Consider the following 18,566-nt stretch of genomic DNA (forward strand, 5'->3'; position numbering starts at 1 on the left):
AGATGAACAAAAGGACAATAAGCATGACCATCAATTACGCTAATTACATCGACCATACCCTATTGGCAATGGATGCCACCGAAGCACAAATTATTAAGCTGTGTGATGAGGCCAAACAACATCATTTCTATACCGTATGTGTGAACTCCGGTTATGTTCCACTCGCTGCTCAACAGTTAGCGGGTAGTCCGGTTAAAGTCTGTTCAGTCATTGGCTTCCCATTGGGTGCAGGTCTGACTGAAGCAAAAGCATTTGAAGCTCAAGCGGCGATCAAAGCTGGCGCACAAGAGATTGATATGGTTATTAATGTTGGCTGGTTGAAAAGCGGGAAAATAGCTGAAGTCAAAGCCGATATTAAGGCTGTGCGCGATAATTGCGCCTCTACACCGTTGAAGGTAATATTAGAAACTTGCTTGCTCAGTGATGCACAAATCGTTCAGGTTTGTGAGATGTGCCGTGAGTTAGACGTTGCCTTTGTGAAAACCTCAACTGGTTTCAGCACTGGCGGCGCGAAAGAGGAAGATGTGAAATTGATGCGTGCCACGGTAGGCTCGATGATGGGTGTTAAGGCATCCGGTGCAGTTCGTGACCAAGCAATTGCTGAAAAAATGATTCTGGCAGGAGCAACGCGAATAGGCACTAGCTCAGGAGTCGCTATCGTTTCGGGTCAGCAAGCGGCCGCGTCAAGCTACTAAAACATTGTAAGCCCGGTTAATACCGGGCTTATTTATTGCCCTGTGCTATTTCGCAGTACAGAGTATTAAGCCTAGTTTGTCAGGAATCGCTTATGGAAACCCGCCGTGCAGAACGAATCAATAAACTTACTCAGGCCCTAAAGCGTTCCGATAAAATCCATCTAAAAGATGCCGCCAGTCTGTTGCGGGTTTCAGAAATGACCATTCGACGGGATCTTAGCGCCGAGCCTACTTCAGTCATTTTGCTGGGAGGTTATGTGGTGATGGACCCCAAAAGCAACAATGCCAACAGCTATTTTGTGTCTGATCAGCAGGCAAAACAGGTGGAAGAGAAGCGGCGTATTGGCCAGTTGGCAGCACGTCTAATCGTGGAAAATGATACGGTTTTTTTTGACTGTGGCACTACCATTCCCTCTATCATTGACGAGATCGATGAAGAGCTGGCATTTACCGCAATTTGTTACTCGCTCAACACCTTTCTCTCCTTGCAAGATAAACCTAATTGCAAAGTCATCCTGTGTGGTGGTGAGTTCAAACCCAATAACTATATTTTCACCCCAATCAGTCAGCATAATGAACTGGACAATGCCTGTCCAAATAAGGCTTTTATCTCGGCAGCAGGTGTGTCGGTTGAGTATGGCGTAACCTGTTTCAACTTTGATGAGATCTTATTAAAGCATCGTGCCATTGCCAAATCTCAGTATAAAATTTTGGTGGCCGACCACAGTAAGTTTGGCAAAATAAAACCCGCCAGTATCGGCCCACTCACACTCTTTGATGCCGTGATCACTGACCGTCAACCTGATGCCGAATTCAGCCAGTTCTTTTTAGCTCAAGGTATCAAACTCGACTGTTAAGCTTGATTTCATAGTAAAAATCCCATTTCAGTCAGCATCGGGTAGCTAGCTCTACCCGCGTATTATCGGACAAAAATTGAACTCTATTTAATTTGCAAAAGAGGTGGCTAATAACCATATTTTATATATGGTTAAATATTGTTCTTACCATATTAATTTTAAAACATGATTTCATTATTTAATTAATATCAGGTATTGACTGGATTTAACGTAAATTAATTTAACAAATGGTCTTCTTTTAACACATTTCAATAATAGAATAATCTAAGGTGATCGCCTGATACATTATTATCCACGATAATTCGTATGACAAATAAAAACATCCACCAAAAAAAACACTTCTGATTTATTTTCCACAGCGATAGTCATTACTGCTTCTTTCTTATTTTCTGATTCTATCTCCCTCCAAACCCAAGAATCTCCAACAAATCACAAAAACAAATAAATACATTAAAATCAATAATATAAAACAATTTCTCTATTTCAGACTAATGATATTCATCAATAAAACGGTGAAAAACTTGTTTTCTTCTAGATCCACACGCGTGGTTAAAATATATTGCACACCAAGAATTGAGTGATGAAGAATAAACTGTTTATTTGTTAACCAAAATGAGAAAGGGGCTTTTTAATTATCTTCAGTAATAAATTGCAAACATTCATATAACAATCAGTTGTAAATTTGCAACAAATGATCTGAAACGAGTTTATTAAGCATTTGGGAGCATGATCACGGTAGTTTTCACTATAAATAGCTATCTTGCCGCCAGCAAAAACTACCGCACTGACGGCAACAACAGAAATAACCGATGAAGCGAATCAACGCGTTTATGATCGGTTAAATTTTGCACTTTAATTTTTAGATTTTAAGTACGACCACGGCACCAAAGTAATAACCAGGGCACCCATTTAACCGAATCGTTTTGACTGAATTTTTCACCTGATAATGTCACTCAATAATGCATTACAGGTATCTAACTTTCGGCTCTTAATTTTAATTTAACGTGTTCACAATGGAGATTTTTCATGGACACTACTCAAGCAGGCACCCTTGCCTCCACGGGAAAAGTTTCAGCGAGTACATGGCGTAAAAGTGACACCATGTGGATGTTGGGTTTATACGGTACAGCAATAGGTGCAGGTGTCTTATTCCTGCCAATCAATGCCGGTATCGGCGGTCTACTGCCACTGATTGTGATGGCTATCATTGCGTTCCCGATGACCTTCTTTGCTCACCGTGGTCTGTGCCGCTTTGTGCTTTCAGGTAAAAATCCGGGTGAAGATATTACTGAAGTGGTTGAAGAGCATTTCGGTATCGGCGCAGGTAAGCTGATTACGCTTCTCTACTTCTTCGCTATCTACCCCATTTTGTTGGTTTACAGCGTCGCGATTACTAATACCGTTGATAGCTTCATCACCCACCAGATGCACCTGCCATCACCGCCTCGTGCCATTTTGTCTCTGATTCTGATCATTGGCCTGATGACTATCGTGCGTTTTGGTGAGCACGCCATTGTAAAAGCAATGAGCATCTTGGTGTTCCCATTTGTTGCGGCATTGATGTTGTTGGCGGTGTACCTGATCCCGAACTGGTCTGGTGCCATCTTCGAACATGTGTCAATGGACGGTAACGGCACCGGTAGCGGCCTGTGGATGACCATGTGGCTGGTGATTCCGGTCATGGTGTTCTCATTCAACCACTCCCCGATCATCTCTGCGTTTGCAGTCTCAAAACGTGAAGAGTACGGCGTCGATGCTGAGAAAAAATGTTCCCGCATTTTGGCTTTCGCTCACATCATGATGGTTGTTACTGTCATGTTCTTCGTCTTCAGCTGTGTTCTGAGCCTCTCTCCGGCAGATCTGGCAGAAGCGAAAAGCCAAAACATCTCTATTTTGTCTTATCTGGCTAACCACTTTAATACCCCAATCATTGCCTACATGGCACCGGTTATCGCCTTTATCGCCATCACAAAATCATTCTTGGGCCACTACCTAGGTGCACGTGAAGGCTTTAACGGCATGATGATTAAGTCTCTGCGTAGCAAAGGCAAAACCATCAATCATGACAAACTGAACCGCATCACTGCGCTGTTCATGCTGGTAACCACTTGGATTGTCGCCACTCTGAACCCAAGCATCTTGGGCATGATTGAAACTCTCGGTGGCCCAATCATCGCCATGCTGCTGTTCCTGATGCCAATGTATGCCATCCATAAAGTTCCAGCGATGCGCAAATACAGTGGCAAAATCAGCAACGTATTCGTGGTTATCATGGGCCTTATTGCTATCTCAGCAATCTTGTTCAGCCTGTTTGGTTAAATGATGCTGGGGCTGGCTATCTTCCACAGCCAGCCCATCTGATGCAGTAAATCGTTTCAAAAGCCGGTGCGTCCGTACCGGCTTCTTATTCCACGGCAGTGTCAGCAATTTAATAATTAGAACCTTTAAGAGGCTAATATATGGTCAGCGTTTTTGACATTTTCAAGATTGGTATTGGTCCTTCCAGCTCCCATACCGTCGGCCCGATGAAGGCTGGCAAGCTGTTTACCGATGATTTAATCGAATTGGGGCATCTTTCTGCCGTCACACGAATCACTGTGGATGTTTACGGCTCGCTGTCTCTTACTGGCAAAGGCCACCACACTGATATCGCCATTATTATGGGCCTAGCGGGGAATCTCCCCGATACTGTTGATATTGATGCTATTGCGGGGTTTATCCGCGATGTCGAGCTGCGTGAGCGGCTGCTGTTGGCCAATGGCAAACATGAAGTTGATTTCCCGGCCCAAGGGGGGATGAACTTCCATGAAACCAATTTACCCCTGCATGAGAATGGCATGACCATCACGGCACATGCGGGTGATGCAGCCCTTTTCAGTAAGACCTATTACTCCATCGGCGGTGGATTTATTGTCGATGAAGCCCATTTTGGTCAGCAAGATAGCCACGCGGTTGCGGTGCCCTATCCCTTCAATTCTGCTCGCGACTTACAGAAACACTGTAAAGATACTGGGTTATCACTATCCGGTTTAGTGATGCAAAATGAGTTGGCGTTGCACAGTAAAGCTGAAATCAGCGCGCACTTTGGGGCGATTTGGGATGTCATGCGCGCCGGAATTGAACGCGGTATTAACACTGAAGGTTTATTGCCTGGCCCAATGAGAGTGCCCCGTCGTGCCGCTGCATTGCGCCGTATGCTGGTGACGACCGACAAACATAATGCCGATCCGATGATGGTGGTCGATTGGATCAATATGTATGCGCTAGCCGTCAACGAAGAGAATGCGGCGGGCGGGCGGGTTGTCACCGCACCAACCAACGGCGCATGTGGCATCATTCCGGCGGTGTTGGCTTACTACGATAAGTTTATTCGCCCTGTGAATGAGAACTCCTACAGCCGCTATTTTCTGGTCTCTGGTGTGATTGGTGCACTGTATAAAATGAACGCCTCTATTTCTGGCGCTGAAGTAGGGTGTCAGGGGGAAGTGGGTGTTGCCTGCTCAATGGCCGCTGCCGGTCTGGCTGAATTGATGGGCGGTAGCCCTGCTCAGGTCTGTATCGCCGCTGAAATCGCCATGGAGCACAATCTGGGGCTAACTTGTGACCCGGTTGCTGGGCAAGTTCAAGTGCCTTGCATTGAGCGCAATGCGATCTCCGCCGTGCAAGCCGTTAACTCTGCCCGTATGGCACTGCGTCGGACGAGCGAGCCGAGTGTCTGTTTGGATAAAGTCATCGAAACGATGTACGAAACTGGCAAAGATATGAACTCAAAATACCGCGAAACCTCCCGTGGTGGGCTGGCAATCAAGGTTGTAGCTTGTAACTGATTTATTGCTGTTTCAAGATAAATGGCTACTCCTCAGTAGCCATTTATCTTATTAATCAATCACATTAAGATTAGCCAAATACCCCGCCAAACCACTGACTGAGTTTCATCATCACGAAATCCCATATGCGGCTAAAGAAACCGCCCTCTTTGACTTCATTGAGCACCACCAGCGGGCGCTGTTCAATGGTTTTGCCATTTAGCTGAAAATCGATAGTGCCGACTACTTGATGTTTCGCCAAGGGCGCACGCAATTCTGTTTGATCAAGCTTATAACTGGCTTTCAGATTCTTCATCTGCCCTTTCGGGATAGTGATAGCCGCATCCTCCGCGACACCTAGCTCTGCCTGCCCAGTATCACCAAACCAGACTTTTTGCGTCACAAAAGGCTTGGTGGCTTTGATTGGCACCACGGTTTCATAGAAACGGAATCCCCACGTCAGTAGTTTTTCACTTTCACTGAATCGAACCCGATCACTCGGCGCGCCTAATACCACGGAGATCAACCGCATCGGCCCGTCGGTGGCAGAAGCCACCAGATTATGCCCTGCGCCAGTGGTAAAACCCGTTTTCATGCCGTCAACGTTGAGATTTGTGCTCCATAACAGACGGTTACGGTTAATCTGCCGAATATTATTAAAGGTGAACTCTTTCTCTTTATGCAGCGCATACTCTTCTGGCACATCGCGGATCAATGCCTGCCCTAGCACTGCCATATCACGGGCGGTGCTGTACTGCCCTGGCGCATCAAGACCATGCACGGTCATAAAGTGGGTATTCGTCAGACCCAGCGCTTTGGCGTAATTATTCATCAAACCAACAAAACTGTCCTGACTGCCAGCGACATAATCCGCCAGCGCGATACTCGCATCATTACCGGACTGAATCACAATGCCTTTATTCAAATCGGACAATTTCACCTGATCGCCCGGTTTCAAAAACATCAGTGAAGAGCCTCGCAGTGCCGGATTGCCAGTGGCCCAAGCATCTTTACCCACCGTCACTAAATCGTCTGGATGCACTTTACCGGCTTTAATCGCCTGCCCAATCACATAGCTGGACATAATTTTTGTCAAACTGGCCGGATCAAGGCGCTGGTCACTGTTGCCCTCAACCAGCACTTTTCCACTGTTGAAATCCATCAGCACATAGGCTTTGGCATCTACCGGAGGAGCCGCAGGATCATCAGCCGCGTGTGCAGCGGGCAGTGCCAAGAGCAATAGCCCAGCACTGAGCGTAAATTTTTTTATCTTAAAAGGGAGGATAAATTTCATCATGAGGTCGCCAGAGTATCCTTGCCAATAATCGGAAATGAGTGGTGTTCCCAGAACAGTGCCACTGTCCAATTAGCGAAAAAATAACGTCTTTCTACTGATACCGAATCATGAGTTTAGTCATACTTCAGCACCTTTTCTAAATTTATCCCATTGCCGTGTCAATTGGGCACAGTTTTACGTTTTGTTTTGTAAAGAGCCTATTTTTATCCATTATTGATGGCTACACGGCTAAACATCTTCCTATCTGTACGTCCCGACACCTAAGCACCTAAACGTCTAAAAATCAATAAATATATTCCAAAAAGGAATATAGGCGGGTTATTTGTTCTTTTTAGTGCTTAAGCCGCTGGCGCTATGATTCAGCCCATAGGTTGTTAAGCAAAGCCACTTTTAATGGCACATCTTTATTAATGGAGAGAAGAATGGCTATCCCGCGCTCGGTGCTTGATCTGATCGGCCACACCCCCTTGCTGGAACTGACCCGCTTTGATACCGGCCCGTGCCAACTGTTTGTGAAGTTGGAAAATCAAAACCCCGGTGGCTCGATTAAAGACCGCGTCGCACTCTCCATGATTGAACAGGCGGAACAAGCGGGTTTGTTGCCACCCGGCGGCACCATTATTGAGGCGACGGCGGGCAATACGGGCCTCGGACTGGCGCTGGTTGCCGCGCTAAAAGGCTACAAGCTGGTGTTGGTGGTGCCGGATAAAATGAGTCAGGAGAAGATTTTCCACCTGCGGGCCTTGGGCGCACAGGTGTTACTGACCCGCTCGGATGTGGGTAAAGGCCATCCGGCTTATTATCAGGATTATGCCCTGCGGCTGGCGCAAGAGACCCCCGGTGCTTTCTATATTGACCAATTTAATAATCCGGCCAATCCCGCCGCACATCGGACCTCCACTGGCCCGGAGTTGTGGCAGCAGATGGGCGAACAGATTGATGCCATCGTGGTGGGCGTCGGCTCCAGCGGCACACTCAGTGGCCTAAGCCAATATTTCGCAGAGGTTTCACCGACGACCGAGTTTGTGCTGGCTGACCCTGCGGGATCTATTTTAGCCGATTATGTCGACAGTTCGCAGATTGGCGATGCGGGAAGCTGGTTGGTCGAAGGTATTGGTGAGGATTTCATCCCGCCATTGAGCAACTTTTCTCAGGTCAAAAAATCCTATCGAATCGATGATGCCGAAGCCTTCAGCACCGCCCGCACCCTATTGCGGGAAGAGGGTGTGCTGGCGGGTTCCTCCACTGGCACCCTACTGGCAGCGGCGCTGCGCTATTGCCGCGAGCAAACCACCCCCAAACGTGTGGTCACTTTTGTCTGTGACAGTGGCAATAAATATTTGTCGAAAATGTTCAATGATTACTGGTTGCTGGAGCAGGGTTTACTGAGTAAGCCTCAGCATGGCGATTTACGCGATTTCATCACCTACAGCCATCAGGATGGCGCGACCGTTTCGGTTTCGCCGCAAGATACGCTGGCCGTCGCCCATGCCCGGATGCGCTTGTATGACATCTCGCAACTGCCGGTATTAGACGGCGAAAAAGTGGTTGGGCTGCTCGACGAATGGGATCTGCTGAATGCGGTGCAAGCCGATGCCAACCATTTCAAACTGCCCGCCAGTAGCGCGATGACGCGTCAGGTTAACACGCTACAAAAAGAGGCGGATTACCGCTCTCTGCTGACCACCTTTAATAAGGGTCATGTGGCTGTGGTACTGGATGGCGAGCGTTTTCTCGGCCTGATTACCCGCACCGATGTTTTGAATACCTGGCGTCAAAAGCTGGCTTAATCTTCTCTTATTAAGGATTTTATCATGGCAAAGTTCGATACCCTAACCGTCCACGCCGGTTACACCCCAGACAGCACTGGCGCAGTGATGCCAGCCATTTACGCCACCTCCACTTTTGCACAACCGGCCCCCGGCGAACATACCGGCTATGAATACTCGCGCAGTGGCAACCCCACTCGCACCGCGCTAGAGAAAGCCATTGCCGAGCTAGAAGGCGGTATTCGTGGTTACGCATTCGCCTCGGGCTTGGCGGCCTGTTCAACTGTGCTTGAACTGCTGGATCAAGGTAGCCATATCATTGCCGTTGATGATTTATATGGCGGCACCTATCGCCTACTGGAGAAGGTGCGCAGTCGCACAGCAGGTTTGCGGGTGACTTATGTCTCCCCTGCGGATACCGCCGCGTTAGAGCAAGCCATTCAGCCTGATACCAAAATGATCTGGGTGGAGACCCCCACTAACCCACTGTTAAAACTGGCGGATCTGGCAGCGATTGCAGCGATTGCCAAAAAGCACCAGCTTATCAGTGTGGCGGATAACACTTTTGCCTCACCTTACATTCAACGCCCGCTGGATCTCGGTTTTGATATTGTGGTGCATTCAGCCACCAAATATATCAATGGCCACTCAGATGTGGTCGCTGGAGTCGCGGCGGTGGGGAATAACCCTGAACTGGCGGAGCAATTGGGCTTTTTGCATAATGCGGTCGGCGGGATTTTAGATCCCTTCAGCAGTTTCCTGACACTACGAGGTTTGCGCACCTTGGCACTGCGTATGGCGCGGCATAACCACAGCGCTCAGCGCATCGCCGAGTGGCTTGAGCAGCAACCACAGGTGGAAAATGTCTACTATCCGGGGCTGAAAAGTCACCCACAACACGCGCTGGCAACCCAACAGATGGCGGGTTTTGGTGGCATGATCTCGGTGAGGCTGAAAGGGGATGACAGCTACGCCCGCGCGGTGATTAAGCGCTCACATCTGTTTACTCTGGCCGAAAGCCTAGGGGGTGTCGAAAGTTTAATCAGCCAGCCCTACAGCATGACCCATGCTTCAATCCCGCTGGAGACCCGCTTAAAACACGGCATCACCCCGCAATTACTGCGTTTGTCCGTGGGCATTGAGGATACTGAAGATTTGATTGCTGACTTAGCGCAGGCGCTAAACGGCTAACGTTAATAAGATAAATGCGATAGGCGCAAGCATCACGCCTATCGTCATACCAAAGCACTAAACCGCCCTTTGCCAGACATGCCCGCGCTCTTCAAAAATCAACTTTTCCATTGATTGCTGCACTTCAGAATCTGCCAGTATGCGTAAGAAATGCCCCACATCGCTGGCCTCATTAATCGACTCTACATAAAGCGCGCGCAAAGCAACATCCGCTGTTCGTGGCAAGTGGCTTTGCGCCTTTTCCCAACGGGCAACTGTTTGGACATCCACACCAAGTAATGTTGCCAGTGATTTTTGCGACATATTCATTTCAATCCGTATAAACCGGATTTCATCGGCGACCAGTGGACTACAGCGGTTAACTAATATTTTACCGATTAGCCGATGCAAACCATCAACATCATCAATACTGGTAAAACGCTCGCCATCAATAACGTCGCAATGATAGCCATTAGCCAACCACACCGTTGTTAAGCCGCTCTCCGTATAGTGATACATGACCTTCTCTCCCTTACTTAATCATGACCGTGATAACGAACAGGGTCGGATCGTCCTCATGCCGCTTCAGTACAGTAACGACTTCGATCACATCCCCAGCAGCGCGAAGGTGTCTTAGATTCCATTCAATCACCCACCTAAAATTTGTACCTATCATTTTGATAGGTACAACAGAGAACGTCAAGGGCAGATAGAGAAGAGGAGAGAAGGAAAGAGAGAGTGGCTAATGTGGATAAGCGAAAATACGCAGAAAAAACTACCGCCGATGCGCCAGCGACCTGACCCACTTATCACCCAAGCTTTGGACGCCTTGCACCAGAATCACCAGTATGATTAATGTCGCGACCATCACTTCATTGTTAAATCGTTGATAACCATAACGAATTGCTAAATCGCCCAATCCGCCGCCGCCAATCACGCCCGCCATGGATGAGAACCCCACCAGCATCACAACTGTTAAGGTCACCCCAGCCAATAAAGCCGGTAGCGCTTCCGGCAATAATACTTTTTGGATCACATGTCTGGCTGAACCGCCCATGGATAAAATGGCTTCAATCCGCCCTTTATCGACTTCATCCAGAGCGGCCTCCACCACTCGGGCAAAAAAGGGAATCGCCCCCAAGGTGATGGGAACAATCGCGGCAGTGCTGCCCAGAGTGGTGCCGATAATCCAGCGCGTAATCGGAATTAAGGCAATCAACAGCACCACAAAAGGCATTGAGCGCCCGAGATTCACGATAGCGCCGATGAAGGTATTTAGCCGAGGGGCGGGTAAAACGCCATTCGGGCGCGAAACAAATAACAAAATGCCTAATGGCAGGCCAATTAACACGGTGAAAAAGGTGGCGATCACCACCATATAAATCGTTTCTCCGGTGGCGTTGGTCACCAATGCCAGCAGATCCTGCCAGCTCATGCCGCTGTTCATATCAGTTCAGCCCTCACACCGCGCTCATTAAGAAATTGTAATATTTCAGCCAAATTTAGCCCGCCGTCTGGGTGGCTGAAATCAACCTGTAAGCGCCCAACCCGTTGACCACCAATGGATTCTACGCCACCGCCCAACAAGGTCACCCCCACCGCATGTTGTTGTGCCAACTCACTGAGCACTGGCGAAGCCGATAAAGTATCAAAGAAAGTCAGCTCCGCCACCGGCGTGCCCGAGAGAGAAACCGGACCGCAGGTCGGCAGCAGTGAACGCCCTAGCCGAGAATCGGGGGAGGCCAGTAAATCCGCGATCATACCGGTCTCCACCACTCGCCCGCGCTCAAGCAAAGCGGCGTTATCACAGATGGATTTCACCACATCCAACTCATGGGTGATCAGCACAATGGTTAACCCCAACTGACGGTTGATATCGCGCAGCAGCGCCAATATGGATGCCGTGGTTTCGGGGTCCAGCGCACTGGTGGCCTCATCAGATAACAGGTAGGCCGGTTTGGCCGCCAGCGCCCTCGCAATACCAACGCGCTGTTTTTGCCCGCCCGAGAGCTGTGAGGGAAAGGCATAGGCTTTGTCACTCAGCCCGACTAAATCCAATAATTCGGCCACACGTTGCTGGCGTTGCGGCTTGGGCATACCAATAATTTCCAAGCCAACCGCAATGTTGTCCCAGACATTACGTGAATGCAGTAAATGAAAATTCTGGAAAATCATGCCGATATTCTGCCGCTGCAAACGTAATTCACGGTCAGAAAGGGTGGTTAATTCACGACCATCCACCTGAATACGGCCCGAAGTGGGCCGCTCCAGTAGGTTCAAACAGCGGATCAAGGTGCTTTTACCCGCACCACTGCGGCCAATAATACCGAACACCGAGCCGGTCGGGATCTCGAGCGAGACCTCCGTCAGGGCCACCATCGGTAACCCCCCTTGCGGATAGGTTTTACTCAGGCGTTCGATGCTGATCATGATTTATTGCCTGCCACCGGGATGACGGAGCCGGCATATTTTTCAGTGATAAATTTCGCCACTTCCGGTGACTGCAAATCTTTCGCTAACTGTATGATGCGCGGGTCGTTGGCCAGCGATGGCGTGGTGACCAGAATATTGGCATAGGGATTACCGGCCGCTTTCTCCAGCCCCAAGGCGTCTTTGGCCGGGTTCAACCCGGCTTCCAGAGCATAGTTGCCATTAATTACTGCCAAATCAACGTCATCCAGTGAACGTGGGATCTGTGGTGACTCAATTTCCAAAATTTTCAGGTGCTTTGGATTGCTGGCGATATCTTTCGGGGTGGCCTGATTTTTCGCCGGATCAGTAAAGCCCGGTTTGAGTGTGATTAGCCCCTGATCTTGCAACAAATAGAGCGCCCGGCTGAGATTGGTGACGTTATTCGGCACCGCTACGCTGCCTTTATCCGGCACATCAGCAAAGGTTTTGTGTTTGTGGGAGTAAACGCCTAGCGGCTCAATATGCACAGTGGCGGCAACGGCAAACTTCTGCCCCAGCGCCTGCTCTTGAGAGCGCAAATAGGGCACATGTTGGAAGTAATTGGCATCCACATCACCGTGGGCCAGCAACTCATTGGAGTTCACACCATTGGGGATCTCAATGACTTTCAGATTCAATGACGGGTCCAGTTTTTGCACGAATTGCAGAATTTCCGCATGAGGAACCGGATCTGCCGCGACGCGCAGTGCCTCGGCAGCTTGTGCCGATAGAGTGAAAGTCGATGCCAGTGCCGTCAGCAGTGCCGCACGAACCAAGCCAGAAACGCGTGTTGTTGTCATCACTGTTGTTGTCATCACTGTTTTTTTCATCATCATTATCCCAAAAATTAGTTTTTATAATTGAGTATCAATAGGTTGTGCTGGTCGTTTCTGATGGCGCGATCACGCCAGAGTAGTGCTTTTTAGCCACATCGGGGTGCGAGCGTAGCCGCCCCTTAAGATAGTTAAGCCCCACATCTCGAAACAGCGGATTCTGCGGGTCACTAGCTGGCCCACGCGCTTCAGCCGCCAGCGCTGCGGGCAATTGATACAATGGCACCACCGCATCCAGACGCGCGCCGAGGAAAAAGGCGATAGAGAGTCGATCAACACCCGCTGGCGGTGTTTCTACCCGATGGACAGTGGCGCGCAGATAGCCGTTACTGGCCAGTTCCAACAGTTCACCAATATTGACCACAAAAGTGCCTTGCTGTGGAATGGCATCAATCCAGCGTCCCTCCTCCACTTCAACCTGCAAGCCACGTTGTTGATCTTGCAGTAAGAAACTGAGGAAACCTGAGTCTTTATGGGCACCGACGCCCTGCCCGCTTTGAGTGGTTTCACGCCCCGGATAGCGGATCAACTTGATATGTTCATTGGGTTTATCGCCATACAGCTCATCAAACGCGTTTTCATCCAGATCCAATGCCAGCGCGAAAGCCCGTAGCACGCGCAGCGCCATGCCGGTCATCTCCCGCTGCCATTGCAGTAGTGCTGGTTTTAATTCAGGTAAGGTGGCAGGCCACTGATTGGGACCTTGCAGTTGTGCCCAGCTTGGCGTGCCGGCTGTTTGCGGCAAGGGAGCTCTTTCGGCACCAATATCAAACTGTTCGCGCCAATCGGGCTGACCCCGGGTGAGTTCAGCAGCGGCACGGTTATAGCCGCGAAAATGGGGCGAGTGCACCATCGCAACCGCCAGCTTCTCTTCATCGGGCAGGGCGAAAAATTCACGTGATAAATTTTGGATTTGTTGTAATAACGCGGGGTCAATGCCATGTCCGGTAAGATAGAAGAATCCGATATCCCGTGCCGCATGGCGTAGGGCGACTAAGAATGCCTGACGCTCAGTTTCACTGCCATTGAGTAATGAAAGATCCAATAAGGGTAATGTATTGGTTGATGCCGCATTCGCGACGGATGGGTTAACAAATAGGGGATTGCTTAAGTTTTGGTGGCTCATTTTTCACTCCAGAATGTTCAATTGGCTGTTTTTTCTGCTCGGAACCAATGAAAACTGGACAACCATACAAACGAATAATCAGCATAATCAGCTCCTGAGCTGTGGGGTGAAAGCAGACAGACGACAGCGCTCTCTCTTCAGTCATTTAGCTCAAGTGACAAATGGCTTTAATCACATCGCATCATAAAAGCAGTTTTAAGAGCGTTCTCGACTAGATACTTAACAATCTATATCCAAACGATATAAACAATTAACACCGAAATTCAGCCGCACACCAATATCAATCCGTTCTATGTTATTTCTTTCATTACTGATCATAAGGGTGAGTCATGACTCTGTCTTAATCTCCCGATACTCTGCTCTCCATCACTAGCACCGCCAACCCCCCTGCAACGTTAATAACGAAGGTCATACCCAAAGTCATGAGCGTTGCAGGTAGGCGGCAAACGAAGTCATCCCGATGAGCTTACATCAGTAAGTGATTCGGGGGCGTGAGTGTAGCCAACCCCCCTGCAATGTTAATAACAAAGGTCATACCCAAAGTCATGAGCGTTGCAGGTAGGCGGCAAACGAAGTCATCCCGATGAGCTTACATCAGTAAGTGATTCGGGTGCGTGAGTGTAGCCAACACCCCTGCAACGTTAATGACGAAGGGTATTTTCTTTCATGTTGGGGGAGAAAGTATTAGCTTAGCTATAAATACCCCTCACTCCGGTTGGGAATTGCTGATGTCCAGAAAATGCACTGTTAAGCTTCACTTCACCCTTTCTGCCTGCTTGGAGGTGGCTTAATGAACTTAGCCCTGTTTGATCTCGATGAAACGCTGATCAGCAATGACAGTTCTGGCCTATGGTTACGCTGGTTAGTGGATAAGGGGCTTGCGCCCGCTGCACTAGCAGAACAAGAGCAATATTTAATGAAGCAGTATTATCAGGGCGCGTTGTCGATGTCCTGCTACATGGAGTCAACCCTCTCCCCCTTGATCGGGCGGCAGACGGCTGAAGTGGCTGGCTGGGTTGAGCGTTTTATTGAGCGCGATATTTTGCCGCGCATCTACCCGCAAGCTCGGAAAATGCTGGCTTGGCATCGTAATCGCGGTGATTACATCGTGATTATTTCAGCGACTGGCGAGCATTTGGTGACACCCATTGCGCGGCATTTCTCCGCCAATGCCGCCTTATCTATCGGGGTTGAGGTGAAGGACAACCGGTACACCGGCAAAACTTATGGCACCCTGACCTATCGCGAAGGTAAAGTCGAACGGCTAAAACAGTGGCTCTCGGCATCGCCGCAGCTAGATTTTCAGCAAACCTATGGTTACAGTGACTCGATCAATGACAAACCGCTGTTGGAGTATGTTGACCGCGCCGCCGTGATCAATCCCGGCACTGAATTGGTGGATTTGGCAATTCTGCATGACTGGGATATCCATCATTGGCAACATAAGAAATAGAGACTATTTCAAGCAAATATAGGGGCTTACATGCTAACTGTTTGGGGTCGGAATAACTCGAGTAATGTCAAAAAAGTGCTTTGGTGTTTGGAAGAATTGGCTCTTGGCTATGAGCGCATTGATGTCGGCGGACAATATGGCAAGTTGAATGAGCCACTTTATCGCGCAATGAACCCCAATGGATTGATTCCTTGCCTGCAAGATGAGGATTTCATTCTGTGGGAGTCCAATACCATCGTGCGATATTTAGCGGCGCAATACGGTGAGAACCCATTTTATCTGGCAGATGCGCGGCAGCGAGCGGAAGCAGAGAAGTGGATGGATTGGGTCACCTCTAGTGTCGTGGAGCCATTTAAGGCGGTGTTTATCGGGTTAGTTCGTACCCCGCCTGAGCAGCAGGATAAAGAGAAAATCGCTCAGGGCATTGAGCAACTGAATAGATTAATGGCGATTGCTAATAGCGCCCTCGCGCAGCAAGCTTATCTTTCCGGGGATAAATTCGGTATCGGCGATATTCCACTCGGGTGTCTGGCCTATGCTTGGTTTAACCTGTCAATCACCCGCCCGGAACTCCCACATTTACAGCGCTGGTATCAAAGCCTGACGCAAAGAGCCGCCTTCCAGAAAGTGATTGATATCGGTATAAGTTAATCGCCAAAAAGGGGGGGCTTAGTCCCCCCGATATTATTGGCAAAGTGCCATGTGCGGAGAGAACAGGCGGATCGTAAAGACACCGTAAATCCTTCCCGATGAGCCTATTTATAAGCAAGGCTAACAGCAAGTCAGTAATTCGGGTGCATGAGCGCAGCTAACGCCCCTGTGGTTTCAAGGGCAAAAGACAATCCCAAAAGTCATTGGGACCACAGGTAGGCAGCCAGCGAATGCATCCCGATGAGCTGACTTAAGTCAGTGATTCGGGTAAGTAAGCGCAGCTAACACCCCTGTGGTTTCAAGGGCAAAAGACAATCCCAAAAGTCATTGGGACCACAGGTAGGCAGCCAGCGAATGCATCCCGATGAGCTGACTTAAGTCAGTGATTCGGGTAAGTAAGCGCAGCTAACACCCCTGTGGTTTCAAGGACGAAGGGGATTAGAAGTCGTAGCTCGCGCCCACCATATACCTACGCCCATCCAGAACCTTGTCATTCACTTCGATATCCACACGTTTATCCAGCACATTATAGACCCCCCCCATTAGGCGGAACTCTTTGGTTAGCTGATAGTTCGCCCCTAAATCGACAAAAGTATAGGATGGCGTGCTGCCGCCGATACTGGTGCGGTTGAGGTACTCCGAGGTTTTACCACGGTAGTTGGCGCGCACCCAAGTTGCCAGCGCTTCAGTGGCTTTCCAGTTCAGGGTGCCATTCAGCATATGTTTTGGCATCTGATTCAGTGGCTGGCCGGAGAATTGCCCGCTTTTCTGCTCAGATTGGGTAAAGGTGTAGTTGGAGCTGAGTGACCACGCTTTATTGATTTCCCAACCGAAAGTGGCTTCCATGCCACGGGTAATGGCTTTATCGACGTTGGTGCGGTCACTGATAAATTTATACGCAGTGCCATTGATCATACATTGACCGGACGCATTACCCGTAGTGTCAGTACAGCGGCGCACTTCGGTAATTTTATCTTTAAAATCAGTATTAAACAGCGTCACACCCGCGTTCATCCCCTCTTGGTCATCCCAGAGAATCCCGATCTCCTGACTGATGCTTCTTTCTGGTTTCAGGTCAGCATTGCCGATAATAATCGCCGGGTCCCCTTTACCACCGGTGATTTGCCCCCAGTTTTCGGTGGCCTGACGGAGATCAGGTGAGCGATAACCGCCCGAGATGCCGCCTTTTAATGTCCATTGCTCTGCCAAATGCCAAACGCCGTATAACCGTGGTGTCCAGTGAGTACCATAGTTCTCATCCTGATCCATGCGGACGCCGCCGGTCAGAGCGAAATCATTGGTCATCTGCCATTCATCTTCCGCAAATAACGCCCAACTCCAGCGGGTTAATTTGGTTAAATCTTTGGCTGAGGCTAATTGATTGCCGGTGTCATTCAGCTCTTCATAGCGATATTGGCCGCCCAGAATAAGGGTGTGATTATCCAGCAGGAATGAGGTCTGGGTATTAAAGATATTATCGACACTTTTCATGCTGCGTGATGGATTACGGGTTTCATCGCGCTGAACATAGCTGGTTGAGTTACCGAAATCATAATAGCCGTGGTGGGTAATCGCATAATTATTGCGGTCATATTGCACATCACTGCTTTTACCGTTGACCGCCACTGAGCGCCCAGCGGTTGAATTTCGATCCTGTACATAGTGACCAATATCAAAATCAAATTCGTTTTTATCATCTGGCGTCAGGGTAAATGTCGCGGCACCGTTTCTTAGGCGCTGTTCATTATAACCATCGACTATTTTATCTTCACTACGATGAGAAAGTAGGCCGCTGACTTTTAATCCCAGCAAGCCATCAATTAATGGGCCAGAGGCGTAAGCATTGGTCTGGAATATATCGCCGGATTTAGAATCTTCCTGCAAAGTGGCATCAGCGCGAACAGTCCCGTGCCACTCTTTACCCACTTTGCGGGTAATGACGTTAATGACACCGCCCATGGCATCTGAGCCATATAATGAGGACATAGGGCCGCGAACCACCTCAATGCGTTCAATGGCGGCCAGTGGTGGCAACCAGCCTTGCTCGATACCGGAACCATCACTGTTCGGCCGTGTACCTCGGGTATCCACGCGTTTACCATCCACCAGAATCAGGGTATATTTCGCCGACATGCCACGAATACTGATATCACTGTGGCTGCCACCACCGGTCACCACAACGCCGGGAACATCTTTCAGTGCGTCGGTAATATCACGATAGGCTTTATTTTCGATTTGCTCGCGGGTCACCACCGAAATAGATGCCGCTGAGTCTTGAATACGTTGTTGGAAACCTGATGCTGTGACAACCATCGTATCGGTAGGCGTGTTTCTTGTTTCAGTCACCGAGGTTTCAGCAGCAGGTGCCTGAGATGAGAGAATTGCCGCTATTACCAATGTTGCAGATTTTGTTTTCCTAAAAGTCATTGTCCGTTCTCCATGAGGTATAAATTTATTC

Annotated in this window: 15 protein-coding genes; 8 read left to right on the forward strand and 7 right to left on the reverse strand. The window is 49.1% G+C overall.

Going from position 1 to position 18,566, the window contains the following annotated elements:
- Nucleotides 1-23 precede the first annotated feature (23 nt).
- The 4 genes from deoC (at nt 24) to HRD69_RS18270 (ending at nt 5,379) form a co-directional block, all read left to right on the forward strand.
- On the forward strand, nt 24-695 hold the full coding sequence (gene deoC / locus HRD69_RS18255) for a deoxyribose-phosphate aldolase (RefSeq protein WP_004873696.1): 672 nt from the start codon (nt 24-26) through the stop codon (nt 693-695).
- Nucleotides 696-787: 92 nt separating this feature from the next.
- On the forward strand, nt 788-1,552 hold the full coding sequence (gene deoR / locus HRD69_RS18260) for a DNA-binding transcriptional repressor DeoR (RefSeq protein ID WP_004873695.1): 765 nt from the start codon (nt 788-790) through the stop codon (nt 1,550-1,552).
- A gap of 1,026 nt (nt 1,553-2,578) precedes the next feature.
- Complete coding sequence (locus HRD69_RS18265) at nt 2,579-3,871, forward strand: HAAAP family serine/threonine permease (RefSeq protein ID WP_004873694.1); 1,293 nt, start codon at nt 2,579-2,581, stop codon at nt 3,869-3,871.
- Between the two features lie 140 nt (nt 3,872-4,011).
- On the forward strand, nt 4,012-5,379 hold the full coding sequence (locus HRD69_RS18270; RefSeq protein WP_004873693.1) for an L-serine ammonia-lyase: 1,368 nt from the start codon (nt 4,012-4,014) through the stop codon (nt 5,377-5,379).
- Nucleotides 5,380-5,449: 70 nt separating this feature from the next.
- Here HRD69_RS18270 and HRD69_RS18275 read toward each other — a convergent pair whose 3' ends face one another.
- A complete protein-coding gene (locus HRD69_RS18275; protein WP_032813122.1) occupies nt 5,450-6,655 on the reverse strand; it encodes a serine hydrolase in 1,206 nt (401 codons plus the stop codon).
- 422 nt (nt 6,656-7,077) lie between these two features.
- On the opposite strand from HRD69_RS18275, the gene HRD69_RS18280 reads away from it, so the two are divergent.
- Both HRD69_RS18280 and HRD69_RS18285 read left to right on the forward strand, forming a co-directional pair.
- Entirely contained in the window at nt 7,078-8,445 is a 1,368-nt protein-coding gene (locus tag HRD69_RS18280; RefSeq protein ID WP_004873691.1) for a pyridoxal-phosphate dependent enzyme, read from the forward strand.
- A 24-nt stretch (nt 8,446-8,469) separates the two neighbouring features.
- Nucleotides 8,470-9,615, forward strand: coding sequence for a trans-sulfuration enzyme family protein (locus HRD69_RS18285; protein WP_004873690.1), 1,146 nt, complete (start codon nt 8,470-8,472; stop codon nt 9,613-9,615).
- A 57-nt stretch (nt 9,616-9,672) separates the two neighbouring features.
- Here the strand turns inward: HRD69_RS18285 and HRD69_RS18290 are convergent, their stop codons facing one another.
- From HRD69_RS18290 to HRD69_RS18310, 5 genes are all read right to left on the reverse strand, one after another.
- Entirely contained in the window at nt 9,673-10,113 is a 441-nt protein-coding gene (locus tag HRD69_RS18290; RefSeq protein WP_032813121.1) for a helix-turn-helix domain-containing protein, read from the reverse strand.
- 256 nt (nt 10,114-10,369) lie between these two features.
- Nucleotides 10,370-11,041 carry a methionine ABC transporter permease gene (locus HRD69_RS18295; protein WP_032813120.1) on the reverse strand — a complete coding sequence of 224 codons (672 nt, stop codon included), beginning with the start codon at nt 11,039-11,041 and terminating at the stop codon, nt 10,370-10,372.
- Nucleotides 11,038-12,024 (reverse strand): methionine ABC transporter ATP-binding protein, encoded by a 987-nt coding sequence (locus HRD69_RS18300; protein WP_032813119.1) that lies wholly within the window; start codon nt 12,022-12,024, stop codon nt 11,038-11,040. Before HRD69_RS18300 ends, HRD69_RS18295 begins: the two co-directional genes overlap by 4 nt.
- On the reverse strand, nt 12,021-12,845 hold the full coding sequence (locus HRD69_RS18305) for a MetQ/NlpA family ABC transporter substrate-binding protein (protein WP_032813169.1): 825 nt from the start codon (nt 12,843-12,845) through the stop codon (nt 12,021-12,023). The genes HRD69_RS18300 and HRD69_RS18305 overlap by 4 nt, the downstream gene beginning before the upstream one ends.
- Before the next feature lie 67 nt (nt 12,846-12,912).
- Nucleotides 12,913-14,004 carry an isopenicillin N synthase family dioxygenase gene (locus HRD69_RS18310; RefSeq protein WP_004873685.1) on the reverse strand — a complete coding sequence of 364 codons (1,092 nt, stop codon included), beginning with the start codon at nt 14,002-14,004 and terminating at the stop codon, nt 12,913-12,915.
- Nucleotides 14,005-14,794: 790 nt separating this feature from the next.
- Here HRD69_RS18310 and HRD69_RS18315 point away from each other — a divergent pair.
- Nucleotides 14,795-15,457, forward strand: coding sequence for an HAD family hydrolase (locus tag HRD69_RS18315; RefSeq protein WP_004873684.1), 663 nt, complete (start codon nt 14,795-14,797; stop codon nt 15,455-15,457).
- Between the two features lie 30 nt (nt 15,458-15,487).
- Nucleotides 15,488-16,108: a glutathione S-transferase gene (locus HRD69_RS18320; RefSeq protein ID WP_032813118.1), complete on the forward strand. Its 621-nt coding sequence runs from the start codon at nt 15,488-15,490 to the stop codon at nt 16,106-16,108.
- 438 nt (nt 16,109-16,546) lie between these two features.
- Here the strand turns inward: HRD69_RS18320 and HRD69_RS18325 are convergent, their stop codons facing one another.
- Nucleotides 16,547-18,535, reverse strand: a complete 1,989-nt coding sequence (locus tag HRD69_RS18325) for a ligand-gated channel protein (protein ID WP_004874767.1) — start codon at nt 18,533-18,535, stop codon at nt 16,547-16,549.
- Between the last annotated feature and the right edge of the window lie 31 nt (nt 18,536-18,566).

Origin of the sequence: Yersinia mollaretii ATCC 43969, assembly GCF_013282725.1 — a bacterium.
In the GTDB taxonomy this organism is placed as follows: domain Bacteria; phylum Pseudomonadota; class Gammaproteobacteria; order Enterobacterales; family Enterobacteriaceae; genus Yersinia; species Yersinia mollaretii.

Coding starts and splice junctions, on each gene's coding strand:
- deoC (WP_004873696.1), top strand. CDS start 24: ATGACCATCAATTACGCTAATTACATCGACCATACCCTATTGGCAATG.
- deoR (WP_004873695.1), top strand. CDS start 788: ATGGAAACCCGCCGTGCAGAACGAATCAATAAACTTACTCAGGCCCTA.
- HRD69_RS18265 (WP_004873694.1), top strand. CDS start 2,579: ATGGACACTACTCAAGCAGGCACCCTTGCCTCCACGGGAAAAGTTTCA.
- HRD69_RS18270 (WP_004873693.1), top strand. CDS start 4,012: ATGGTCAGCGTTTTTGACATTTTCAAGATTGGTATTGGTCCTTCCAGC.
- HRD69_RS18275 (WP_032813122.1), bottom strand. CDS start 6,655: ATGATGAAATTTATCCTCCCTTTTAAGATAAAAAAATTTACGCTCAGT.
- HRD69_RS18280 (WP_004873691.1), top strand. CDS start 7,078: ATGGCTATCCCGCGCTCGGTGCTTGATCTGATCGGCCACACCCCCTTG.
- HRD69_RS18285 (WP_004873690.1), top strand. CDS start 8,470: ATGGCAAAGTTCGATACCCTAACCGTCCACGCCGGTTACACCCCAGAC.
- HRD69_RS18290 (WP_032813121.1), bottom strand. CDS start 10,113: ATGTATCACTATACGGAGAGCGGCTTAACAACGGTGTGGTTGGCTAAT.
- HRD69_RS18295 (WP_032813120.1), bottom strand. CDS start 11,041: ATGAACAGCGGCATGAGCTGGCAGGATCTGCTGGCATTGGTGACCAAC.
- HRD69_RS18300 (WP_032813119.1), bottom strand. CDS start 12,024: ATGATCAGCATCGAACGCCTGAGTAAAACCTATCCGCAAGGGGGGTTA.
- HRD69_RS18305 (WP_032813169.1), bottom strand. CDS start 12,845: ATGACAACAACACGCGTTTCTGGCTTGGTTCGTGCGGCACTGCTGACG.
- HRD69_RS18310 (WP_004873685.1), bottom strand. CDS start 14,004: ATGAGCCACCAAAACTTAAGCAATCCCCTATTTGTTAACCCATCCGTC.
- HRD69_RS18315 (WP_004873684.1), top strand. CDS start 14,795: ATGAACTTAGCCCTGTTTGATCTCGATGAAACGCTGATCAGCAATGAC.
- HRD69_RS18320 (WP_032813118.1), top strand. CDS start 15,488: ATGCTAACTGTTTGGGGTCGGAATAACTCGAGTAATGTCAAAAAAGTG.
- HRD69_RS18325 (WP_004874767.1), bottom strand. CDS start 18,535: ATGACTTTTAGGAAAACAAAATCTGCAACATTGGTAATAGCGGCAATT.